A 17,417-nucleotide genomic window follows, 5' to 3' on the forward strand; every position below is an offset into this window, starting at 1 on the left:
AAGCGGATGAAAAGAGTCCTTACGTTATTTGTAACTTTGTTTCCTCTTGCTGCAGAAGCGTTAGAATACTTTCCAACAGCCGCTAATCTAAAAGCGAGACCATGGTTTATAAAGATGACTGGTTCTGAATGTTTGTATCTTGAAAACATCCAGTATTCTCTGCCATGGAGAATGGGTATTGCAGACACGAAAACTCGCTTTTTAAAATTATAAAAACGTCGAAGACGCTTTTAATTTTTGAAAGTTGTAAAGTAGCTTGATTATTGGTCATCTTATTGTGATGAAGAAGTGATGATATTAAAGTTAACCGAGTCACATTCAGCGCTATTTTAAAAACGATCTCCTCCTCAGCTCTTGTATGCACAAACTAAGCAAAAGCACAAAGTTTAACAACAGGAAATAGACAACGTTGGTTACTGCTAGGAGTTAAAGAAACAGAATTGCTGACCTCTACAATTAAAAAATTGTCTTCTTCTTGTGTCTTCACGAAGCGAAATTAGAATTGCTAGTTGGAGACACGAACCAAGCCTGTTCTTAAGATAGATGACATAACTTATAAATGTATAATACAAGGTAAAATATGGTTTTTTTTAAGCACCAAAATACCTCATAAGTGGCATGTTGAGAGCAAGTTTGTTGCAGGATTTTTTTGATGGCCAAAACAATTGCCGATGCCCGGACCAGAACGGTTCAACTGCTTACTGCATAGACACATTGGGCGCAATATTCGACCCCATCGGGGTCCAACCCCACATCGCAACCTAATTCCTATAGGCATTTAATCCCTTCGGGATTACAAACAATGCAAAAGAGGTACATAATTTTTTGCATGCTTCCGAGATATTTCCATGTACTTAAAATGACGAGATATTTGCACGATAAGCATTGCGCTTTACGGCAATCTCACTTATTGTCTAATAAAAAATGATGCCATTGCTGTGGTTAGCGCAACAAATCTTTTTTTTTATATTGACGAGAACGAAAGGTCTCAAAAACGGCGTCTTATCTTAAATTTTGTTGTCTAGATGTGAAAAGGCGGTCAAAACAATCGCCGATAACAGAACCGGAACGGTTCAAATGTTTATAGCACAGATACGTTGAACGTAACATGCGACCCCGTCGGGGTCGAACCTCTTTTCACACCATAATTTCTATAAACATTAAATCCCTTCGGGATTATGACCCATGTTGATTATGTTTCTTTGAGGTTTTTTGGTGTGGTGGAAAGGATGAATACCGAATTTAATAATCTGCCCTTGGATTAAATTGCGCTAACGACAGAAACGGCATCTTTTGAGGCTTTTTGTGCCCGAAAAATACAATCCCGCACGTGCGGGATGTAATGGCGCCCAAATCATCTTAACTAATTTCAAAAATTAACAGCAATCAATATTTTAAATACACATTATAAAGCACCAAAACATCAACTGGCGTTAATGTTTGGCTAATATCGGTCTGGATAAAATGAATTTTAAAGGCGTTAATAGCTGCACCTAAATTTTTGGTATTATACCCAATGTATCTTAGCGCCATTTCGGTATTGAAATCGGCAGGAGGATTCTGTAAAACCTCATCATACCAATATCCAAAACCCTTATCGGCCAGTTTTTTCCAAGGAAAATGTGCTGGATCTGGCTTTCTTCCGGGCGCTATATCTGCATGCCCGATAAAATTTGCCGTCGGAATATTGTATTCCTTTTTTAACGTTGCCAAGAGTTTTAACAAACTGTTTATCTGCGCATCGGGCCAAGGATCGGTACTGCCGTTATTGTCTAGCTCGATACCGATAGACGATGAATTGATGTCAGTGTCTTTGCCCCATTTGGCCACACCTGCATGGTTTGCGCGCAGGTAATCGTTTACCATGTGCACCACTTTGCCATCTCTCCCCACTACATAATGCGCACTAACTTGCGTTCTTGCCAACTGAAAAGTCTTTATGGTTTGGTCCAGACTGTCTTGCGCGGTATGGTGTAATATGACAAAATTAGGCTTGCGGATGCCAAAGTTTACGGAAGCTATCCATTGTTGGTTTTGACTATTTAAGGTATCGTAAATTTGCCCCTTAGGCGGAACATCACTAATAATATTTGCAAAATTCTTTGCCTTTTCTTTGTAGATTTTTTCTGTAGCAGCATATTTTTTCACTTTGCAAGCAGAAAAAGCTAACAAGCATACCAAAATAAAGGGCAATCGAAATTTTATAAAAGTACTTTTAAACATGTTGGGTCGTTTCTAAAAAGAGCAATTTACCCTAAAATTAAAGCTAATGCTTCAAAATTCGCAACAAAAACTACAAATTTTATTACTTTAGGGCAATTTACTCCGCAGATGAAAGATTTACCTAAATCAAGTTTAATTTTGGCTAGCTGTCTACTGTTTATGGCCTGTAACAATACTCCAAAAGAAACAAAAAATCAAAAAAGCAGTAGCGTAAATACTGCACAAGAAAATGCACTAGAAGCGTACGTAGCCAAACGGCTTCCTATTTACGAACGTGTAAAACTGACTACCAATATAAATTTGCTAAGTACCAACAACAGGAAAGTACTGCCTTTGCTTATCCAAGCGGCAGAAATAATGGACGATTTGTATTGGAAGCAAGCCTATCCGGCGCGAGATAGTTTATTAGCAAATGTTAAGGATGAAAACACTAGGGCGTTTCTAAACATCAATTACGGCCCTTGGGATAGACTAAACAACGATACTGCTTTTGTGGCTGGCGTTGGCCCAAGGCCAGATGGTGCTTTCTTTTACCCAAAAAACATTACCAAACAAGAGATAGAACAAGCTAAACTAACCGATAAATTTGGCGCCTATTCTGTGGTTACCAGAGACAGCAGCGGTAAACTAAGCACAACGCCTTACCATATTCTGTGTGCCGGGCAACTCCAACGTGCATCGTCTTTATTGAAACAGGCCGCGTTAGTTACTGATAACGCAGCATTTAAAAAGTATTTAAACCTGCGTGCAGATGCATTGGTAACCGATAAATTTACCGCAAGCGATTATGCCTGGCTGGACATGAAAACGAATGCCCTAGACATTATTATTGGCCCGATAGAAAATTATGAGGATAAGCTTTTTAATGCGCGTACCAGCTACGAGGCTTATGTACTGATTAAAGATAAAGAATGGAGCAAGCGACTGGCAAAATACGTAACCATGTTGCCCCAACTACAAAAAGACCTCCCGGTACCAGCAAAATACAAGCAGGAAAAACCTGGAACAGACTCAGAGTTGAATGCTTACGATGTAGTGTACTATGCCGGCGATTGCAATGCGGGCTCGAAAACCATTGCCATTAATTTGCCAAACGACGAAAAAATACAACAAGAAAAAGGTACCCGCAGGTCTCAATTAAAAAATGCCATGCAGGCTAAGTTTGATAAGATTTTGGTTCCCATTTCTAAAAGTCTGATTGCCGCTGACCAACAACAATACATTAATTTTGATGCATTTTTTACCAACATTATGTTTCATGAGGTTGCCCATGGCTTGGGGATTAAAAAGACCGTTAATGGCAAAGGTTATGTACGCGAGGCACTAAAAGACCAGTATAGTTGGCTGGAAGAAGGCAAAGCCGATATTCTAGGACTGTATATGGTTACCGCCCTATTGAAAAAAGGAGAACTTACGGGCGACATTAAAACCTATTACACCACATTTATGGCTGGCATTTTAAGGTCGGTTAGGTTTGGCGTGTCCGAGTCGCATGGAAAAGCAAATATGCAGTGTTTTAACTATTTTAAGGAACATGGCGCATTTGAAAGAACTGAGCAGGGCACCTACAAAATAGATTATGATAAGTTTGCTACCGCGATGAATGATTTAAGCGCCCTCATTCTAAAACTACAGGGTGATGGAGACAGGGCTGCCGTAGAAAAAGTAGAAAAGACCATGGCGGTTATCCACCCCGAATTGCAAAAAGATTTAGACAAGCTAACGAACAACAACATTCCTGTAGATGTGGTTTTTGAACAGGGTGTTGATGTGTTGGGAGTAAAATGAGTCTACACAACCTTTAAACAGGAAGTATTTTTTTGGCATACCGCTATTATTTATTTAGGCTGTGCATGCATCAAAGATAAAGATCTTAAAACGAATTCAGGGTGACTTACCCTGTTTTGCTTGTGCCAAACTCGTTTCGGCACCTGCATTACGCTGAATTTTTTTGAAGAGCACCAAAGTACGTCAAGGGATAGGAGGTGACTTCCGAACTCCGACCTCCGACCTCCGATTTCCGACCTCCAACTTCCAATCCCCAAACCCTATCCCCCAGCCTTCTTCACCATATATCCTTCTTTTTGCAAAATCAACATCACTTTATCGCGCACATCGCCCTGAATCAGAATTTCGCCATCTTTAGCTGAACCGCCTACACCACATTTGGTTTTAAGCATTTTGCCAAGCGTTTGTAAATCATCGCTTTTGCCCTGAAAACCGATAACCAAGGTAACTGCTTTACCACCTCTATTCTTCTTATCCAACATTACCCGCAAATCTTGCTGCTGATTTTTCGGTGTATCAACTTCTTCTGTTTCTTGGCGAAATTCGTAAGATGTATCGGTAGAATACATAATGCCACCAAGATCACTTAAATTTATTTTTTTCGACTTCATCTCAATTTCGCTTCTTGTGGATGATCAATTTTCTTTCCCACAATGATACAATAACTTTCAGCGATTGTTCAACAATACCGGCCTCTAAGTCGGCCGACATGTGTAACGGTTCGCCATCTACATGCACCGCAGCCTCTTTTTCTCTTGTTATTTTAATCTGTTTACCTTGTATAATTTCGATCAAGTTAGATTTCTTAGCCGTTCTTTTAATCATTACAAAGACCAACATAGGCAACTTGATCAGTGGAAAACTTTTAATGATACAAACATCTAAAAATCCATCGGTAACGGATGCATAAGGAGAAACAATTACATCATTACCATACTGCGAAGAATTGGCGATGCTGATGGCGTATGCTTTTCTTGTAAACTGTTTGCCATCAATTTCTATAAGGTATTCTTGTGGCTTGTAGCTAAGCACTTCTGCCAAACCAAGCCTAATGTAACCAAACAGCCCTCTACTTTTGTCTTTGGCAAAAATCGCGCTTACATGCGCATCGAATCCCATTCCCGCAAGGTTAAAAAAAGGCTTGCCGCATAAATGCCCAGAATCTATGTTTTTAGTCTGCTGTTTGTTTAGCAAGGCAATTGCCTTTTGTAGATCTGTAGGAATTTCTAAGAATCGCGCAAGGCCATTTCCAGATCCTAGGGGCAAAATACCTAACGTCTTTTTATACTTTAAAACCATACAGGCCACCTCGTTGATGGTCCCATCTCCACCAGCCGCCACCACAATTTCGGTATCACCAGCCAAAGCAGCTTCTGCAAGCGCTGATGCATGCCCGCCAAACTCTGTAAACTTTATGTCAGGATTAAAGACTTCTTTATCAAGATATCGGTTGATTGCAGCAGGAATATCTACCTTATTCTTGCCCCCAGAGATGGGATTGATGATAAATAAAATATTCTTTCTCGCGGCCACTGTTTCTGTTTAACAGCCAAAATAATCTATTATTTTTTAAATAAAGAAAATATGTTAATTTTGCAGACGAAAAAAGTGGAGGGATTTGCTACGTTTTCTATATAGAAAGCCAGATTGCAACCACTTAAAAAAAATGCTAACACCTCTTATTTTACCCATTTTCTGAGGGTTGTTGGCTATAGTAATTTTTTATTAATCTTAATTTTAATAGATGTCTTATTTATTTACGTCAGAATCTGTTTCTGAAGGTCACCCAGATAAAATTGCCGATCAAATATCGGATGCGTTAATTGATAACTTTTTGGCTTTTGATCCAGATTCTAAGGTTGCCTGCGAAACTCTGGTAACTACTGGTCAGGTTATTTTAGCTGGAGAAGTAAAATCGAAAACCTATTTAGATGTGCAACACATTGCTAGAGAAGTAATTAGAAAAATTGGCTACACCAAAAGCGATTATATGTTCGATGCTAACTCATGCGGCATTCTTTCTGCCATACACGAGCAATCGCAAGACATTAACCAAGGCGTAGATAGAGTAAGCAAAGAAGAACAAGGCGCAGGAGACCAAGGAATGATGTTTGGTTATGCAACCAACGAGACCGTAGATTATATGCCCTTAGCGCTAGACTTGTCTCATAAACTGTTGCAAGAACTTGCCGAATTGCGCAGAGAAAATAAAGAAATTACCTATTTGCGTCCCGACGCGAAAAGCCAAGTGACGTTAAAATATGATGATGACAACAAACCAGTTAGCATAGAAGCCATTGTAATCTCTACCCAACACGATGATTTCGATGAGGAAGAGGCCATGTTGAAGAAGATCAAAAAAGACCTTGTTAACATTCTTTTACCTCGTATTATTAAAAAATATCCACAGTATGCACATTTGTTTAATGATGATATTGCACACCACATCAATCCTACCGGTAAATTTGTTATCGGCGGACCGCATGGCGATACTGGATTAACCGGCAGAAAAATTATTGTAGATACTTATGGAGGCAAAGGCGCACATGGCGGCGGTGCTTTCTCGGGCAAAGACCCAAGTAAAGTGGATAGAAGTGCTGCTTACGCTACCCGCCACATTGCAAAAAACCTGGTTGCTGCAGGTGTTGCAGATGAAATTTTGGTACAAGTAAGTTATGCCATTGGTGTAGCAAAGCCTATGGGTATTTATGTAAATACTTATGGCACTGCAAAAGTGAAAAAAAACGATGGCGAGATTGCCAAAATTATCGAACAACTGTTCGACATGCGCCCTTACTTTATCGAACAACGGCTGAAACTGCGCAACCCTATTTATAGCGAAACCGCAGCTTATGGACACATGGGAAGAAAGCCTGAAACAGTTATCAAGACATTTAAATCGCCAAACGGCGAAGAAAAAACGGTTGAAGTAGAACTGTTTACCTGGGAGAAACTGGATTATGTTGATAAAGTAAAAGAAGCTTTCGGCATCTAACTGCTGCAGGATTTATTTTTTTAAAAGCACTTGATGAAAATCAAAGTGCTTTTTTTTTATGATCAGCTTTTCTAAAATTCTATTTTTTTACAAAGCTTTCCGAGCAAAAAAAAAGTGTCGGCTAAATAATGGCTAACACTCAACGATTTTTTGGATGGTGGTATGGCATCTACAATAAGCCGTATCTAACCTCTAAGTCTACTGAATCGGATATGGTATTTTCTCGGTTTGATTTGTTCTGATGGATATCGGTATATCCAAAAAAGTATTCATCCGTTATTTCAATAGCACTGAGAGCGTTGAGACCGTTGAGAGCGTTTATGGCACTCTTTACTCTTGTAATGCGGGCAGAGATTCTACCGCCTAATTGCGTTAATTTTAAACTCTTTTTTTTACCTACGCCATCCTTGGCCTTAGAGAGCTGGGCATGTGTTTTCATAGTTTTAAAAATTTAAAATGTATATAAAATTAAGTTAATCCTAAACTGCTCAAAGCTAAAGAATCGGTTAGAAAATAGCCCTAGAGTTCCATTACATATACAAGGCTTTATACGCAGGAAAGGTTTGTAAAAAAGGTACTTAAAACCCAAAACAGGTGTTTATACTTGCTAATTTATTGGGCTAGTCAACACATTATCAATTTAACTTATTTGGGCATCGAACTTAAAAAACCTATTTCGTAAGCGCATCCCATATCACGCCGTAAACATCGGGCGCTTGCAATGTTTTGGTAATCTTCGAATCTGTAATTAAAACGGGCTTATAAGCATCAGCGATTCCAACCCTTCCATGAGATCCTTTAACCAAGGTCGCATTTAAGGGAATAACATCCATTACATACCTAAAACCAGCCTTTTTTCTAAGTAATTTATAGCCAGCACGAAGCTTCGAGGTCATAAACATTTCTACAGGATCATAACCTGGCTTTTTATGAATATCTACAACCCTTGCATAATCTGGAGCCTTCGCATCATCTAGCCAAAAATAATAGGTAAACCAGCTGCCTTCTTTTGAAGTAACTACAAAATCGCCCGAACGCTCATGGTTGATGTGGTATTCTTCTTGTTCAGTTTTATCTAAAACCAAATCGACGCCAGGGGTATTTTTAAGTAAATTTCTAACCTGTTCGGTTACACTTTTATCGTTGATGTAAATATGGGCAATTTGATGATCGGCAACCGCAAAAGCTTTAGATGCGCCAGGATCAAGAAGTTCCAACCCTCGTTCCTCTCTAATGCCTATTAGGTTTTCCTCCCTAAAAACCCGATTTAAGTGAATTGGTTTATTTACAGGCTCTATTCCATATTCAGAAAGTAAAATGATTTTTGCACCTTTCTTTTCATAATATAGAACCAACTCCTCAACAAGCTGATCAATTTCCTTTAATTCAGCACTTATTTTTTCCAAATCAGGGCCAAATTTTTGTAGGCAATAATCGAGGTGCGGCAGGTAAATTAAAGTTAATGTTGGATTATGCAATTGCTCTGTTTCCATAGCGGCATCGGCAATCCATCTACTCGATTTTATATTTGCAGCCGGACCCCAAAAACTGAATAATGGAAACTGACCGAGTTTTTGTTGTAAATGATCGCGTAATTCTGCTGGATCCGAATAGCAATCGGGCAGCTTACGACCATCGGCAAGGTAATTTGGGCGCGGTGTAACCGAGTAATCTGCATTTGAATACATGTTGTACCACCAAAACATATTTGAACAGGTAAACGATGGATCTTCTGCCTTCGCCTTATCCCATATTTTCTCCCCATTTACCAATTTATTAGACTGTTTCCAGAATTTTACCTCACTATCGGTATTGTCGTACCAACCATTGCCAACAATCCCGTTTTCTGCAGGATATTTTCCAGTTAAATAACTCGACTGAACACTTGTTGTTACCGCAGGCAGTAAGGGTTCTATATTGGTAAAATTTTTCTTTGCGATGTATTTTTTAAGAAACGGGGTGTGTTCTCCAATAATAGAAGCAGACAATCCAACAATATCTATTACAACTGTTTTTTGCATGATTTAAAATTTTAATAGGTCTTTTACCCAATTTAATTCCCTTATAATCGAATCATTTAACGGAGCTTTTAACGATGCCGGAAGAACTTCCCAAGTGTAGGTTTCTACTTCTAAGTGAGCAGTAAAAGGGCTATTTTTATAAGCCTCTAAAACTACTTTTATATCTGCTTGGGTAGATTGGATGAGCCCCATATCTTCCACAAAAATGGGAACATGAAAATGTGCCCGCCATTCTGTAGCAGCTGTATTTTCTTTATCTGCCAAAGCATTAGAAAGATCTGGATATCTAATTAAACTTCCATCGTTTTGCTTGGCAATTACCTGGTGCAAATAAGTTGGTTCATCAAAACGCGCCAACTCGTTTATCACAGATGTTCTTTCAATAAGAGATTCTGGTAATTTCGCTTTTAAAGCCGCGCTGATTTGGATTTTCCCGACCAGAATTTCCTTTGCTTTTAACTCGTTAATAATATCGATGTGCGGTTCATAGCCAATCGCAAAGTGGCAAACATCATAACATAAACAAATGTGTTGCTTAATTACGCTTTCTTCCAAACGAGATTTCCCTGCCGGAAGCAAAACATTTTCATACCAATCTATAAATTCAAGTCCCGATTCTATAAAACCATCGGGCTCTGGTTCTATATCCAGGTGGAGTATTTTACCGGTTCGCTCGGCTATTTTTTGAAGTTCTTCTGCAACTTTTAAAACATTTTCCGTTGCCGTAATAGTTGCTTTTTCTCGCTCCTCCGAATCTGTAAACCAAGGCTTATAACTTAATGGAGAAGTAGAAACTCCGCCATCCATTCCATCAGGAAGCAATTCAGCAAGGATATTAAATAAACGGATGGTATAATCTAGTCGTTTGGTAGTTGTCCAGTCGGGCGCATGCACCTGGTCTTTAACTTTTGTATGATGAAAGCCGCCATAAGGAAAACCATTCATGGTAAAAACATAGCCATCAACCTCGGCTAGCCATTCTTTAAATGTTTGCAGCAGATTTTCTTGCAATAGCTCCATACTCGCCACGTTAGAAAGCCTTAAGCCAATGCCCATTGGTTTTTCTGGCGATAATTGTGCTTTGAGTATCGGAAAACTATCTTTTAAAACAGCAAAATGTGCAGCCCAACTTTCGCCCGCATAAATATTTGTACAGAATGTTAAATGTCCGGAGTTTATTTTCATTACGTTAACTTGTTGCTTTACGAGTTGCCTGTTGATTTAAAAATTTTGCAGCCTCTTTTATAATTTCCGAATCCATTTTATGCACTTCTTCTGCGCTCCCCAACCCTGTTAACAAAGTAACGGTTAACTCGCCGCCTAAATGCTCCCTAAACTCTTCCAACCCATCTAAAATCGGACTATCGCCTTCGTTTACTTGCAACAGACGATGTGTAAGTTCGAAACCGAGCGCCTGTATAAGCTTTAGAACTCTTTGGCTATCTGCCCAACTTAATCTTCCCGACAGGTTAGAGTAAACCGTATCTAAGGCAATTCCCATGGCTACCGCTTCACCATGTTTAACTTCAAAATTGCTTAAATATTCTAATTTATGGGCACTCCAATGGCCAAAATCCAAGGGACGAGAAGAACCACTTTCAAAGGGATCACCACTTTTAATGTGTTCCATGTGCAATTTCGCACATTTCCAAATTTGATAATTCATCGCCTCCATATTCCGTTCTACCATTGGTTTTGCATTGGCCTCTAGCCAATCGAAAAATTCTGCATCTTTTATTAACGCAATTTTTAAAGCCTCGGCAATGCCAGAGCGCCAATCGCGATCAGATAATGTGTTAAGAAATGAGCAATCATTAAAGACTGCCACAGGGGGCGAAAAAGTACCCAGAAAATTCTTTTTATTAAAAAAGTTAATGCCGTTTTTAACGCCAACCCCAGAATCATTTTGAGACAATACCGTTGTTGGGATCCGAATGTGCCTAATCCCTCTGTGCGCAATAGTGGCAGCATAGCCAACCATATCTAACAACGCGCCGCCGCCAATGGCCGCAATGTACGAATGGCGATCGATTCCGTGCGTATTCACCGCTTCTAAAACAACATCCAAATACTTAGCTTCATTCTTAACCGCTTCTCCTCCCGGGATAACCAAAATATCTTGAACCAATTGTGTTTGATGGTGTTTAGAAAAGTAGTTTTTTATCTGCTTTTTCAATTCGGGGTGCGCATTTGCAACACCGTCATCCACAACAAAAAAAATCTTTTTTACCGTCTTCGCGGGATTTAACAGACTAAGAAAACTGCTCAGCAAATCATTCTCCACAGAGAAAAGTGCCGTGGTAAAGAAGACGTTAAAATTATATTGTACCGTAAAGGATTGTTGTAAATGTTCCATATAAATTGGATAATCTCTTGATAGAATTTTAAAAATCAGGTAACTGCAAATAATTTAGAGAGCCACATAGATAAGGGCAATAATGCCGCAATAATAAAAGCAAGAATCAATGCATCGAAAGTTACAGCCCAGGCGGCATCCATTAAAATGAGTGAGATGACCCCTGTCTTTACCGCAGCGCCGATATTTTTACCTATCGGATGTTTGATGGCTTTGGATAATGGTTTAAAAATCATCCAGGCAAAAGGCAAGAGAAACAGTAAAGACCATAATAAACGATCGTTCTGAAAAGCAAAAGTTGTAATAGCGCCAATTACCAAGGCATACAATATTGCGGCGAGGTAAAGATTTTTAGTATTGCCGCCATGCACTTCGCCACGACTAGTCATTGTGATTGAAAAAATATAAATTACCGGAATTATGGCCAGCAAATAATGCTGCTGCAACATTTCGGGTACAATGCTTAATCCAAGCAATAAATTCAAGCCACGGCAAATGCCCATACTCAGCGGGCCAAAAAAAGGATGATGTTTGCCAACTTTATTATACATCAAAGCAAAACAGCTTACGCCAAAAGCAAGTAAACCAGAAGCTAAACTGTTTAGTGACGCCAGCACAATTCCGGACATAAGTAAAGCACTCCCTAATATTGCTGCATTTTTTAAACTGATTATGCCACTTGGAATGGCACGTTCAGGACGTTCGATTTTATCAAGTTCTACATCAAAAACATCGTTAAAAACAATGCCACCACCATATAAACAGGCTGTTGAAAGGCAAAGGCAAAGAATGGCAAACCAAGGTGTGGTAATGCTGCTGATTAATATCCCAGATATGGCTATACCTGCAAGAATATCTGCAACAGCTGTTACCATATTTGCGGGGCGCATAATGCGCAAATAATCAATTAATTTTCCCAATTTTTTAACTGATGATGATGGAAGATTTATTTGTTCGTGGCTGTTGTCCGCCGCGTAAAATGGTATTGCCTTCAAATTTTTCTGTTTGATCGATGTTATTTGCTGTAATAAAATCAGCCTCATCAATCTGGCCGCTTTGCGCGAAAGCTGTTATAGCGTTTCGATAGGTAACCAGTTCAATATCAGCATCGCTTATTCCTTTCAGCTTCATTAAAGCCGCAGTTTTAGGCACAGCCAAGGGATCACTAATGCCCCAATCTGCTGCAGAATTTATCATAATTCGTTCTGCACCATATTGTTTAACAACTTCTACCATTCTTTCATTTCCCATTTTGGTGAAAGGATAAATGGTAAAAGCCGCGAAAAATCCTCTGTCTAAAACTTCTTTTACGGTTTCTTCATTGTTATGATCGATAATGATTTTGCATGGATCTAGTCCGTGTTCTAAAGCAATATCCATGCTGCGTTGCGTACCCTTTTTCTTATCGCGATGTGGCGTATGAATCTGAACGGGCAAACCTGCTTCTTTAGCAAGTTCTAATTGCAAGCGGTAATATTTTTCTTCAGCGGCGGTTTGGTCATCAAACCCAATTTCGCCGATACCAACTACCCCTTCCTTATAAATAAACGAAGGCAGAATTTCCATCACCTGTTCTGCCAGGCTTTCATTATTCGCCTCTCGCGAGTTTAGGCCGATGGTGCAATAATGCTTAATGCCAAATTGCGACGAACGAAACCGCTCCCAACCAATAAGGCTACTGTAATAGTCTCTAAAACTATCCAATCCTGTACGCGGCTGACCCAACCAGAAAGCAGGCTCAATAAGCGCAACAACACCTGCATCCGCCATAGCCTGGTAATCGTCAGTTGTTCTGGAGGTCATGTGCACATGGGGATCAAAAAATCTCATCCCTTTTACCGCACTTATATCAAACGCTTCTGGTTTACCCATCGACGCTTTATCTTTTTCAATTGAATTGCTGCAACACATGTTATACTTAATTTATTTCTTGATCAAATAAGATCCCAGCTTAACGCCTGCTCACTTACAACGGCCTTAAGTTCGGGAATTTGACTGATATATACCTTTGCTAGCCCATAATCAGACATCGAAATGGCAACCGCAATGGCTTTATGTTCTCTATCATCTTGGTTGGCTAAACCAATTTTAATGGCTTCAAAAATTTTATCGTTTATAAAATAACCTACAACGCGCCAAAGTTGAGGGTTTACGGCTCGTCCAGCCGCATATCGCTCGCGGGCATAATCGCTTAAGGTTAGCGCCAATTGCTCGTTCGCACGTTCATCTAGCCCTTGTATTTTAGTTATGTTTCTTTCTGTAAAAAAGGCTTTTAAAACCAACTGGTTCCATGCAGCCTCATCAAGGTTTTCTGAAGGATAAAGGTTGTTTTCCATAATGGCTTCCAACACAGAACCAATATTACTTCGTATGCCTTCTGCGCATCGCTTAACCCAAGTTTTGGGTTTGGCTAAAAAAGGAAGGGCAGAATATAATGCAACTGCTTCATTCATCTCTGCCGATAAAAACAGACTCTCGATAACGGGATGAGATTTTTCGGCACCTGCCAAACTCTGTACGCCCAGTAACCAAACCCTCGCTAAACGATCGATTGTCCAATTGTTGAGATGCGACATATCGAGCTGCTGTAGCGCATCTTGCTGCTGACTGCTAATTTTTAAAGGACTTTTTCCTGTTTTACGTGGCAACATCACAAATGCCTGAACCAGCTTTTCTATTTCAGCAGATTTCCCCGCACTTTCAAGCCACATTAGGGAACTTTCGTTTATATTATTTTTTATAACGCTTAAAAATAGTTCGCTCGCATTTCCAAAATCATCACTCATCGCCATAAGAAAACGTTGTTATATCAATTTTATGCAAAAATTCCTGCCGAAACCAAATAATTTATCAGCAAAGCACCTGTTACAATCAGCAAGCCGAAAAACTCTCTGGTTTGCTCTATGTAAGGTTTTGTAGCCTGCATGCTTTCAACCAAGCTGGGCTTGTTGTACTTGGTAATCCAATCTCGAACACCATCTTTAGCGAAGAAAATTTTTGTTGCATAAATTAAATAAAAAGCAATTAGCGCCAGGTAAATGTAAGGGAACAACAAATGCGCCGCAGCCAATCCACAGCATATTGCCGCCGCCATATAAATTGGAACCCATAACCAAGAGTCTTTGTCGTTTAAGTTTACATAGGCAAAGCCGATGAACGAAATGCAAAAAATAACGTTAAGTATTATTAAAATCATTCCAAATGTTTTATAAAATTTGAGGTGTTTTTTTTACCCACAAAGTTATTTAATTCGGCACCTATTTTTTAGTAAAGATTGTAAATTATATATAGCTTTTGGGGTTTAGGATAGAAAATATAAATATTTAGCTCGAAAAACGACTTCAAAAAATGGGTTGGGTTATTGCCGGAATTTATCCTTGAAATATCTCCTGCCGGCTGAAGTTTTAAAATATCCTTCCCTTACCATCGCTTCCTCTCTGGTTTGAAATGTCTCGTAATACAATTCTAAAAGGAATGTAGGGAATAATCGACTTAGTCATTCCCGAGTTATGCTGCTTTAACCTTTCCTCAAGATTCTGACAATGCCCCTTGTAATAATAATCAGTTTTTTCACTTTTTATCACGTAGGCATAAACATACAGGGCTTTTTTGTGGTCCCAGAGATACAGAACTCCAAATTTTTCGAGCGTAACCTAATAATGGCTGCGGGATTGGAGGATGATTTGTTTAATCCACCTCCTCCCGGTTTAAAAGGGCTTTAATTTCGTAAGTCTTCAAAAGCCAGCACTAGTTTGCTGGCTTTTTAATTTTCTTTCCATCTATCGCGTGAGCCGATATGGCCCAATAAGAACCGATAATGAGCCGATAAATTATAACAGACTATAGTATGATCCAGGACCTACACCCTGCCTTTCAATCAGCTTTAATATGATCAGTTTGTCGAGCATTCTCTTCACTGTCGAATTGGACATCCCCAACTTTTTAGCGATCTCGCTAGTTTTAATTCCAGCATTGCTCTCTACAATATAGAGTAGCTGCTTTTCCTTAACTGAGATACTTTTCTCAACACCATGAGTATCTAGTTTAACCATTAAAGCATTTTGTATATTTCTAAGACTGGAAAGAAAAAAAACAACCCATTCGGTAATATCTTCACCTGGTCTCTGTGCCTGACAAGCTCTTAGTGCGCTGTAATATTCTGTTTTTTGACTTTCAATTTCATGTTCAAAACTTACATATCTAATCCACTGGTAACCGCTTTTTCTTAAAAGAAGTGTAGCAAGCAATCTACTTAACCGTCCATTTCCATCTTGAAAAGGATGTATAGAAACGAACTCGTAGCAGAACAAAGCAGATTTGACTAGTGGGTGGGTTTCTATATCGGTATCATACCAAAATATCATTGCACGCATGGCGTCTTCTGTAAGAAACCCGGGAGGCGTGGTTTGAAAAATAATCTGACTGGTACCATCAGGTAGATGAGCTTCGACAGCGTTAGTGTGTTGTTTATAGTTACCTTTATGCCATTGATCTTTCTGGCTGTATTTTAAAAGCTGGTTGTGCAAATTTTTCAACCCATTTTCTGAGACTGGCAAATGCTTATAGCTTTCATCAATTAAATCAAGGACTTCAAAATAACCAACAACTTCCTGCTGGTCCCGTTCTTCGAGCTTTGAAATATCCATATTCTTTAAAAGAACATCGACCTCCATATCACTTAATTTCGATCCCTCTATACGTGTCGATGCTCCCACACTCCGAACAGTGGCAATTGACTTTAATTCCTTAAGGCTTTGGCCTTCTTTTCTTTCAATCGATTGCCAAGAGGCATCAAAACGATCAATATCGCTAATTAAAGTAACCAACCTCCAATTTAAATGCAGTGTTTCGGTATGTATATTAACTGAGCTCATATGCAAATATAACTAAAATCGCTCAACAAATGAGCCGATATGGGCCGATAAGAACTAATAATGAACCGATAGCTAAAGCAGTGGATACAAAATACTTTAGTTAAAATCCTTCACTAAATAATTAGAACCTCTAGATTTAGATCTAAATTCCTTTCATAATCTCGCTTCATACGAGATAAAATATTCGGATAACTTTCCTATAATCCTCCCAAGATGGGAAAAATTTTGTGGTCTCGGCGAGAATCGAACTCGCATCTAAAGTTTAGGAAACTTCTATTCTATCCGTTGAACTACGAAACCAATAAATCCTATTTAAAGTTTAGGAAACTTCTATCCTATCCCCGTCCGAACGGCATTCGGCCGGGCGGGCGTTGAACTACGAAACCAAAGTGAAAATCCGTAATTGCGCAAAGATAATTAAATTTCTGAGCATCAGAATAGAAGTTTCTACCAATTTCCGGTACTTCGTGAATCATGTGATGACTCAGGTTTAACACTAGAATAAAGCGTAAAGAATATAAATCATCACCGCTAAGGGCGCTACAAAAATCCTGCATTTATTTTATTGTGTTCGATGTTCTATTCGCTTATCGACGCAATTTTTAGAATATAGGCTTTACCCAAACTAAGCTTGAAATGGTTGCCCTGCAATAACTCCTTTACTTTAGTATCGCTCATTAGCACATCATACAAGTCTCTTGCCACTGCAGAACCCGAAATATTATTTTTCACTTTGCCGTTTTCTATATCCAAACTAAAACCATAATCTGATTTATTTCTGTTGCCTAGGTTATGGAAATCAGATTTTGTAAAATTTATTTCTTGTTCTTCGGTTATTGCTTTTTTTAGTTGAATAGCAAAGACTGGAAGGTATCTTTTCCATAATGGATAATATAAATTTATTTGGACCATGTATTTTGATAATTTTTAAATTAGAGTATTTTTTAATTGCTTATAACAAAGGTTAACATGCGCAGTTGAACCGATAATTGCTAATTTAGCATATAATTAGAATTTTCAAGCTTTATTTGTAATCTTCGATGGTTTTTAGTGCTTGCTTAAATTGCGATTTACCTTTAGTTAAGAACATAAATTAACACCTATATTGGGTTTACATGTTTAAAAAGATGGATACAAAAACTTATTTTTCCCATTCTATA

17 protein-coding genes and 1 tRNA gene are annotated in these 17,417 nt (G+C 38.8%); 3 read left to right on the forward strand and 15 right to left on the reverse strand.

Going from position 1 to position 17,417, the window contains the following annotated elements; genetic code table 11:
- Positions 1-6: 6 nt before the first annotated feature.
- Positions 7-213 (forward strand): hypothetical protein, encoded by a 207-nt coding sequence (locus ABIB40_RS04460; RefSeq protein ID WP_354356405.1) that lies wholly within the window; start codon positions 7-9, stop codon positions 211-213.
- Between the two features lie 1,173 nt (positions 214-1,386).
- Here the strand turns inward: ABIB40_RS04460 and ABIB40_RS04465 are convergent.
- The gene (locus ABIB40_RS04465; RefSeq protein WP_354356407.1) at positions 1,387-2,223 is read right to left on the reverse strand and encodes an N-acetylmuramoyl-L-alanine amidase; all 837 of its coding nucleotides are present in this window, start codon (positions 2,221-2,223) and stop codon (positions 1,387-1,389) included.
- Positions 2,224-2,331: 108 nt separating this feature from the next.
- Here ABIB40_RS04465 and ABIB40_RS04470 point away from each other — a divergent pair, with 108 nt between their 5' ends.
- Entirely contained in the window at positions 2,332-4,011 is a 1,680-nt protein-coding gene (locus ABIB40_RS04470; RefSeq protein ID WP_354356409.1) for a DUF8614 domain-containing protein, read from the forward strand.
- 260 nt (positions 4,012-4,271) lie between these two features.
- On the opposite strand, the gene ABIB40_RS04475 is transcribed toward ABIB40_RS04470, so the two are convergent.
- Positions 4,272-4,622 (reverse strand): translation initiation factor, encoded by a 351-nt coding sequence (locus tag ABIB40_RS04475; protein WP_354356411.1) that lies wholly within the window; start codon positions 4,620-4,622, stop codon positions 4,272-4,274.
- A 1-nt stretch (position 4,623) separates the two neighbouring features.
- Positions 4,624-5,544: a diacylglycerol/lipid kinase family protein gene (locus tag ABIB40_RS04480; RefSeq protein WP_354356413.1), complete on the reverse strand. Its 921-nt coding sequence runs from the start codon at positions 5,542-5,544 to the stop codon at positions 4,624-4,626.
- Between the two features lie 211 nt (positions 5,545-5,755).
- Between ABIB40_RS04480 and metK the strand changes: the two genes are divergently transcribed.
- Positions 5,756-7,006, forward strand: coding sequence for a methionine adenosyltransferase (gene metK, locus ABIB40_RS04485; RefSeq protein ID WP_354356415.1), 1,251 nt, complete (start codon positions 5,756-5,758; stop codon positions 7,004-7,006).
- Positions 7,007-7,175: 169 nt separating this feature from the next.
- Here metK and ABIB40_RS04490 read toward each other — a convergent pair whose 3' ends face one another.
- From ABIB40_RS04490 to ABIB40_RS04545, 12 genes are all read right to left on the reverse strand, one after another.
- Positions 7,176-7,445, reverse strand: a complete 270-nt coding sequence (locus tag ABIB40_RS04490; protein ID WP_354356417.1) for a hypothetical protein — start codon at positions 7,443-7,445, stop codon at positions 7,176-7,178.
- A 232-nt stretch (positions 7,446-7,677) separates the two neighbouring features.
- A complete protein-coding gene (locus tag ABIB40_RS04495) occupies positions 7,678-9,027 on the reverse strand; it encodes an alkaline phosphatase family protein (protein WP_354356419.1) in 1,350 nt (449 codons plus the stop codon).
- A gap of 3 nt (positions 9,028-9,030) precedes the next feature.
- Complete coding sequence (eboE, locus tag ABIB40_RS04500; protein WP_354356421.1) at positions 9,031-10,212, reverse strand: metabolite traffic protein EboE; 1,182 nt, start codon at positions 10,210-10,212, stop codon at positions 9,031-9,033.
- A gap of 4 nt (positions 10,213-10,216) precedes the next feature.
- Positions 10,217-11,383, reverse strand: coding sequence for a 3-dehydroquinate synthase (locus ABIB40_RS04505; protein ID WP_354356423.1), 1,167 nt, complete (start codon positions 11,381-11,383; stop codon positions 10,217-10,219).
- 35 nt (positions 11,384-11,418) lie between these two features.
- Positions 11,419-12,303 (reverse strand): UbiA-like protein EboC, encoded by an 885-nt coding sequence (eboC, locus tag ABIB40_RS04510; RefSeq protein WP_354356425.1) that lies wholly within the window; start codon positions 12,301-12,303, stop codon positions 11,419-11,421.
- A gap of 4 nt (positions 12,304-12,307) precedes the next feature.
- Positions 12,308-13,255: a TatD family hydrolase gene (locus ABIB40_RS04515; RefSeq protein WP_354356427.1), complete on the reverse strand. Its 948-nt coding sequence runs from the start codon at positions 13,253-13,255 to the stop codon at positions 12,308-12,310.
- A gap of 62 nt (positions 13,256-13,317) precedes the next feature.
- A complete protein-coding gene (locus ABIB40_RS04520; RefSeq protein WP_354356429.1) occupies positions 13,318-14,175 on the reverse strand; it encodes an EboA domain-containing protein in 858 nt (285 codons plus the stop codon).
- A 23-nt stretch (positions 14,176-14,198) separates the two neighbouring features.
- A complete protein-coding gene (locus ABIB40_RS04525; protein ID WP_354356431.1) occupies positions 14,199-14,579 on the reverse strand; it encodes a transmembrane 220 family protein in 381 nt (126 codons plus the stop codon).
- A gap of 208 nt (positions 14,580-14,787) precedes the next feature.
- A complete protein-coding gene (locus ABIB40_RS04530; RefSeq protein WP_354356433.1) occupies positions 14,788-14,967 on the reverse strand; it encodes a GIY-YIG nuclease family protein in 180 nt (59 codons plus the stop codon).
- A gap of 246 nt (positions 14,968-15,213) precedes the next feature.
- Complete coding sequence (locus tag ABIB40_RS04535; RefSeq protein WP_354356435.1) at positions 15,214-16,209, reverse strand: Fic family protein; 996 nt, start codon at positions 16,207-16,209, stop codon at positions 15,214-15,216.
- 276 nt (positions 16,210-16,485) lie between these two features.
- A tRNA-Arg gene (locus ABIB40_RS04540) sits at positions 16,486-16,557 on the reverse strand.
- 279 nt (positions 16,558-16,836) lie between these two features.
- Complete coding sequence (locus ABIB40_RS04545; RefSeq protein WP_354356437.1) at positions 16,837-17,169, reverse strand: hypothetical protein; 333 nt, start codon at positions 17,167-17,169, stop codon at positions 16,837-16,839.
- Positions 17,170-17,417 lie beyond the last annotated feature (248 nt).

The organism is Pedobacter sp. UYP30, from assembly GCF_040547165.1.
GTDB lineage: Bacteria > Bacteroidota > Bacteroidia > Sphingobacteriales > Sphingobacteriaceae > Pedobacter.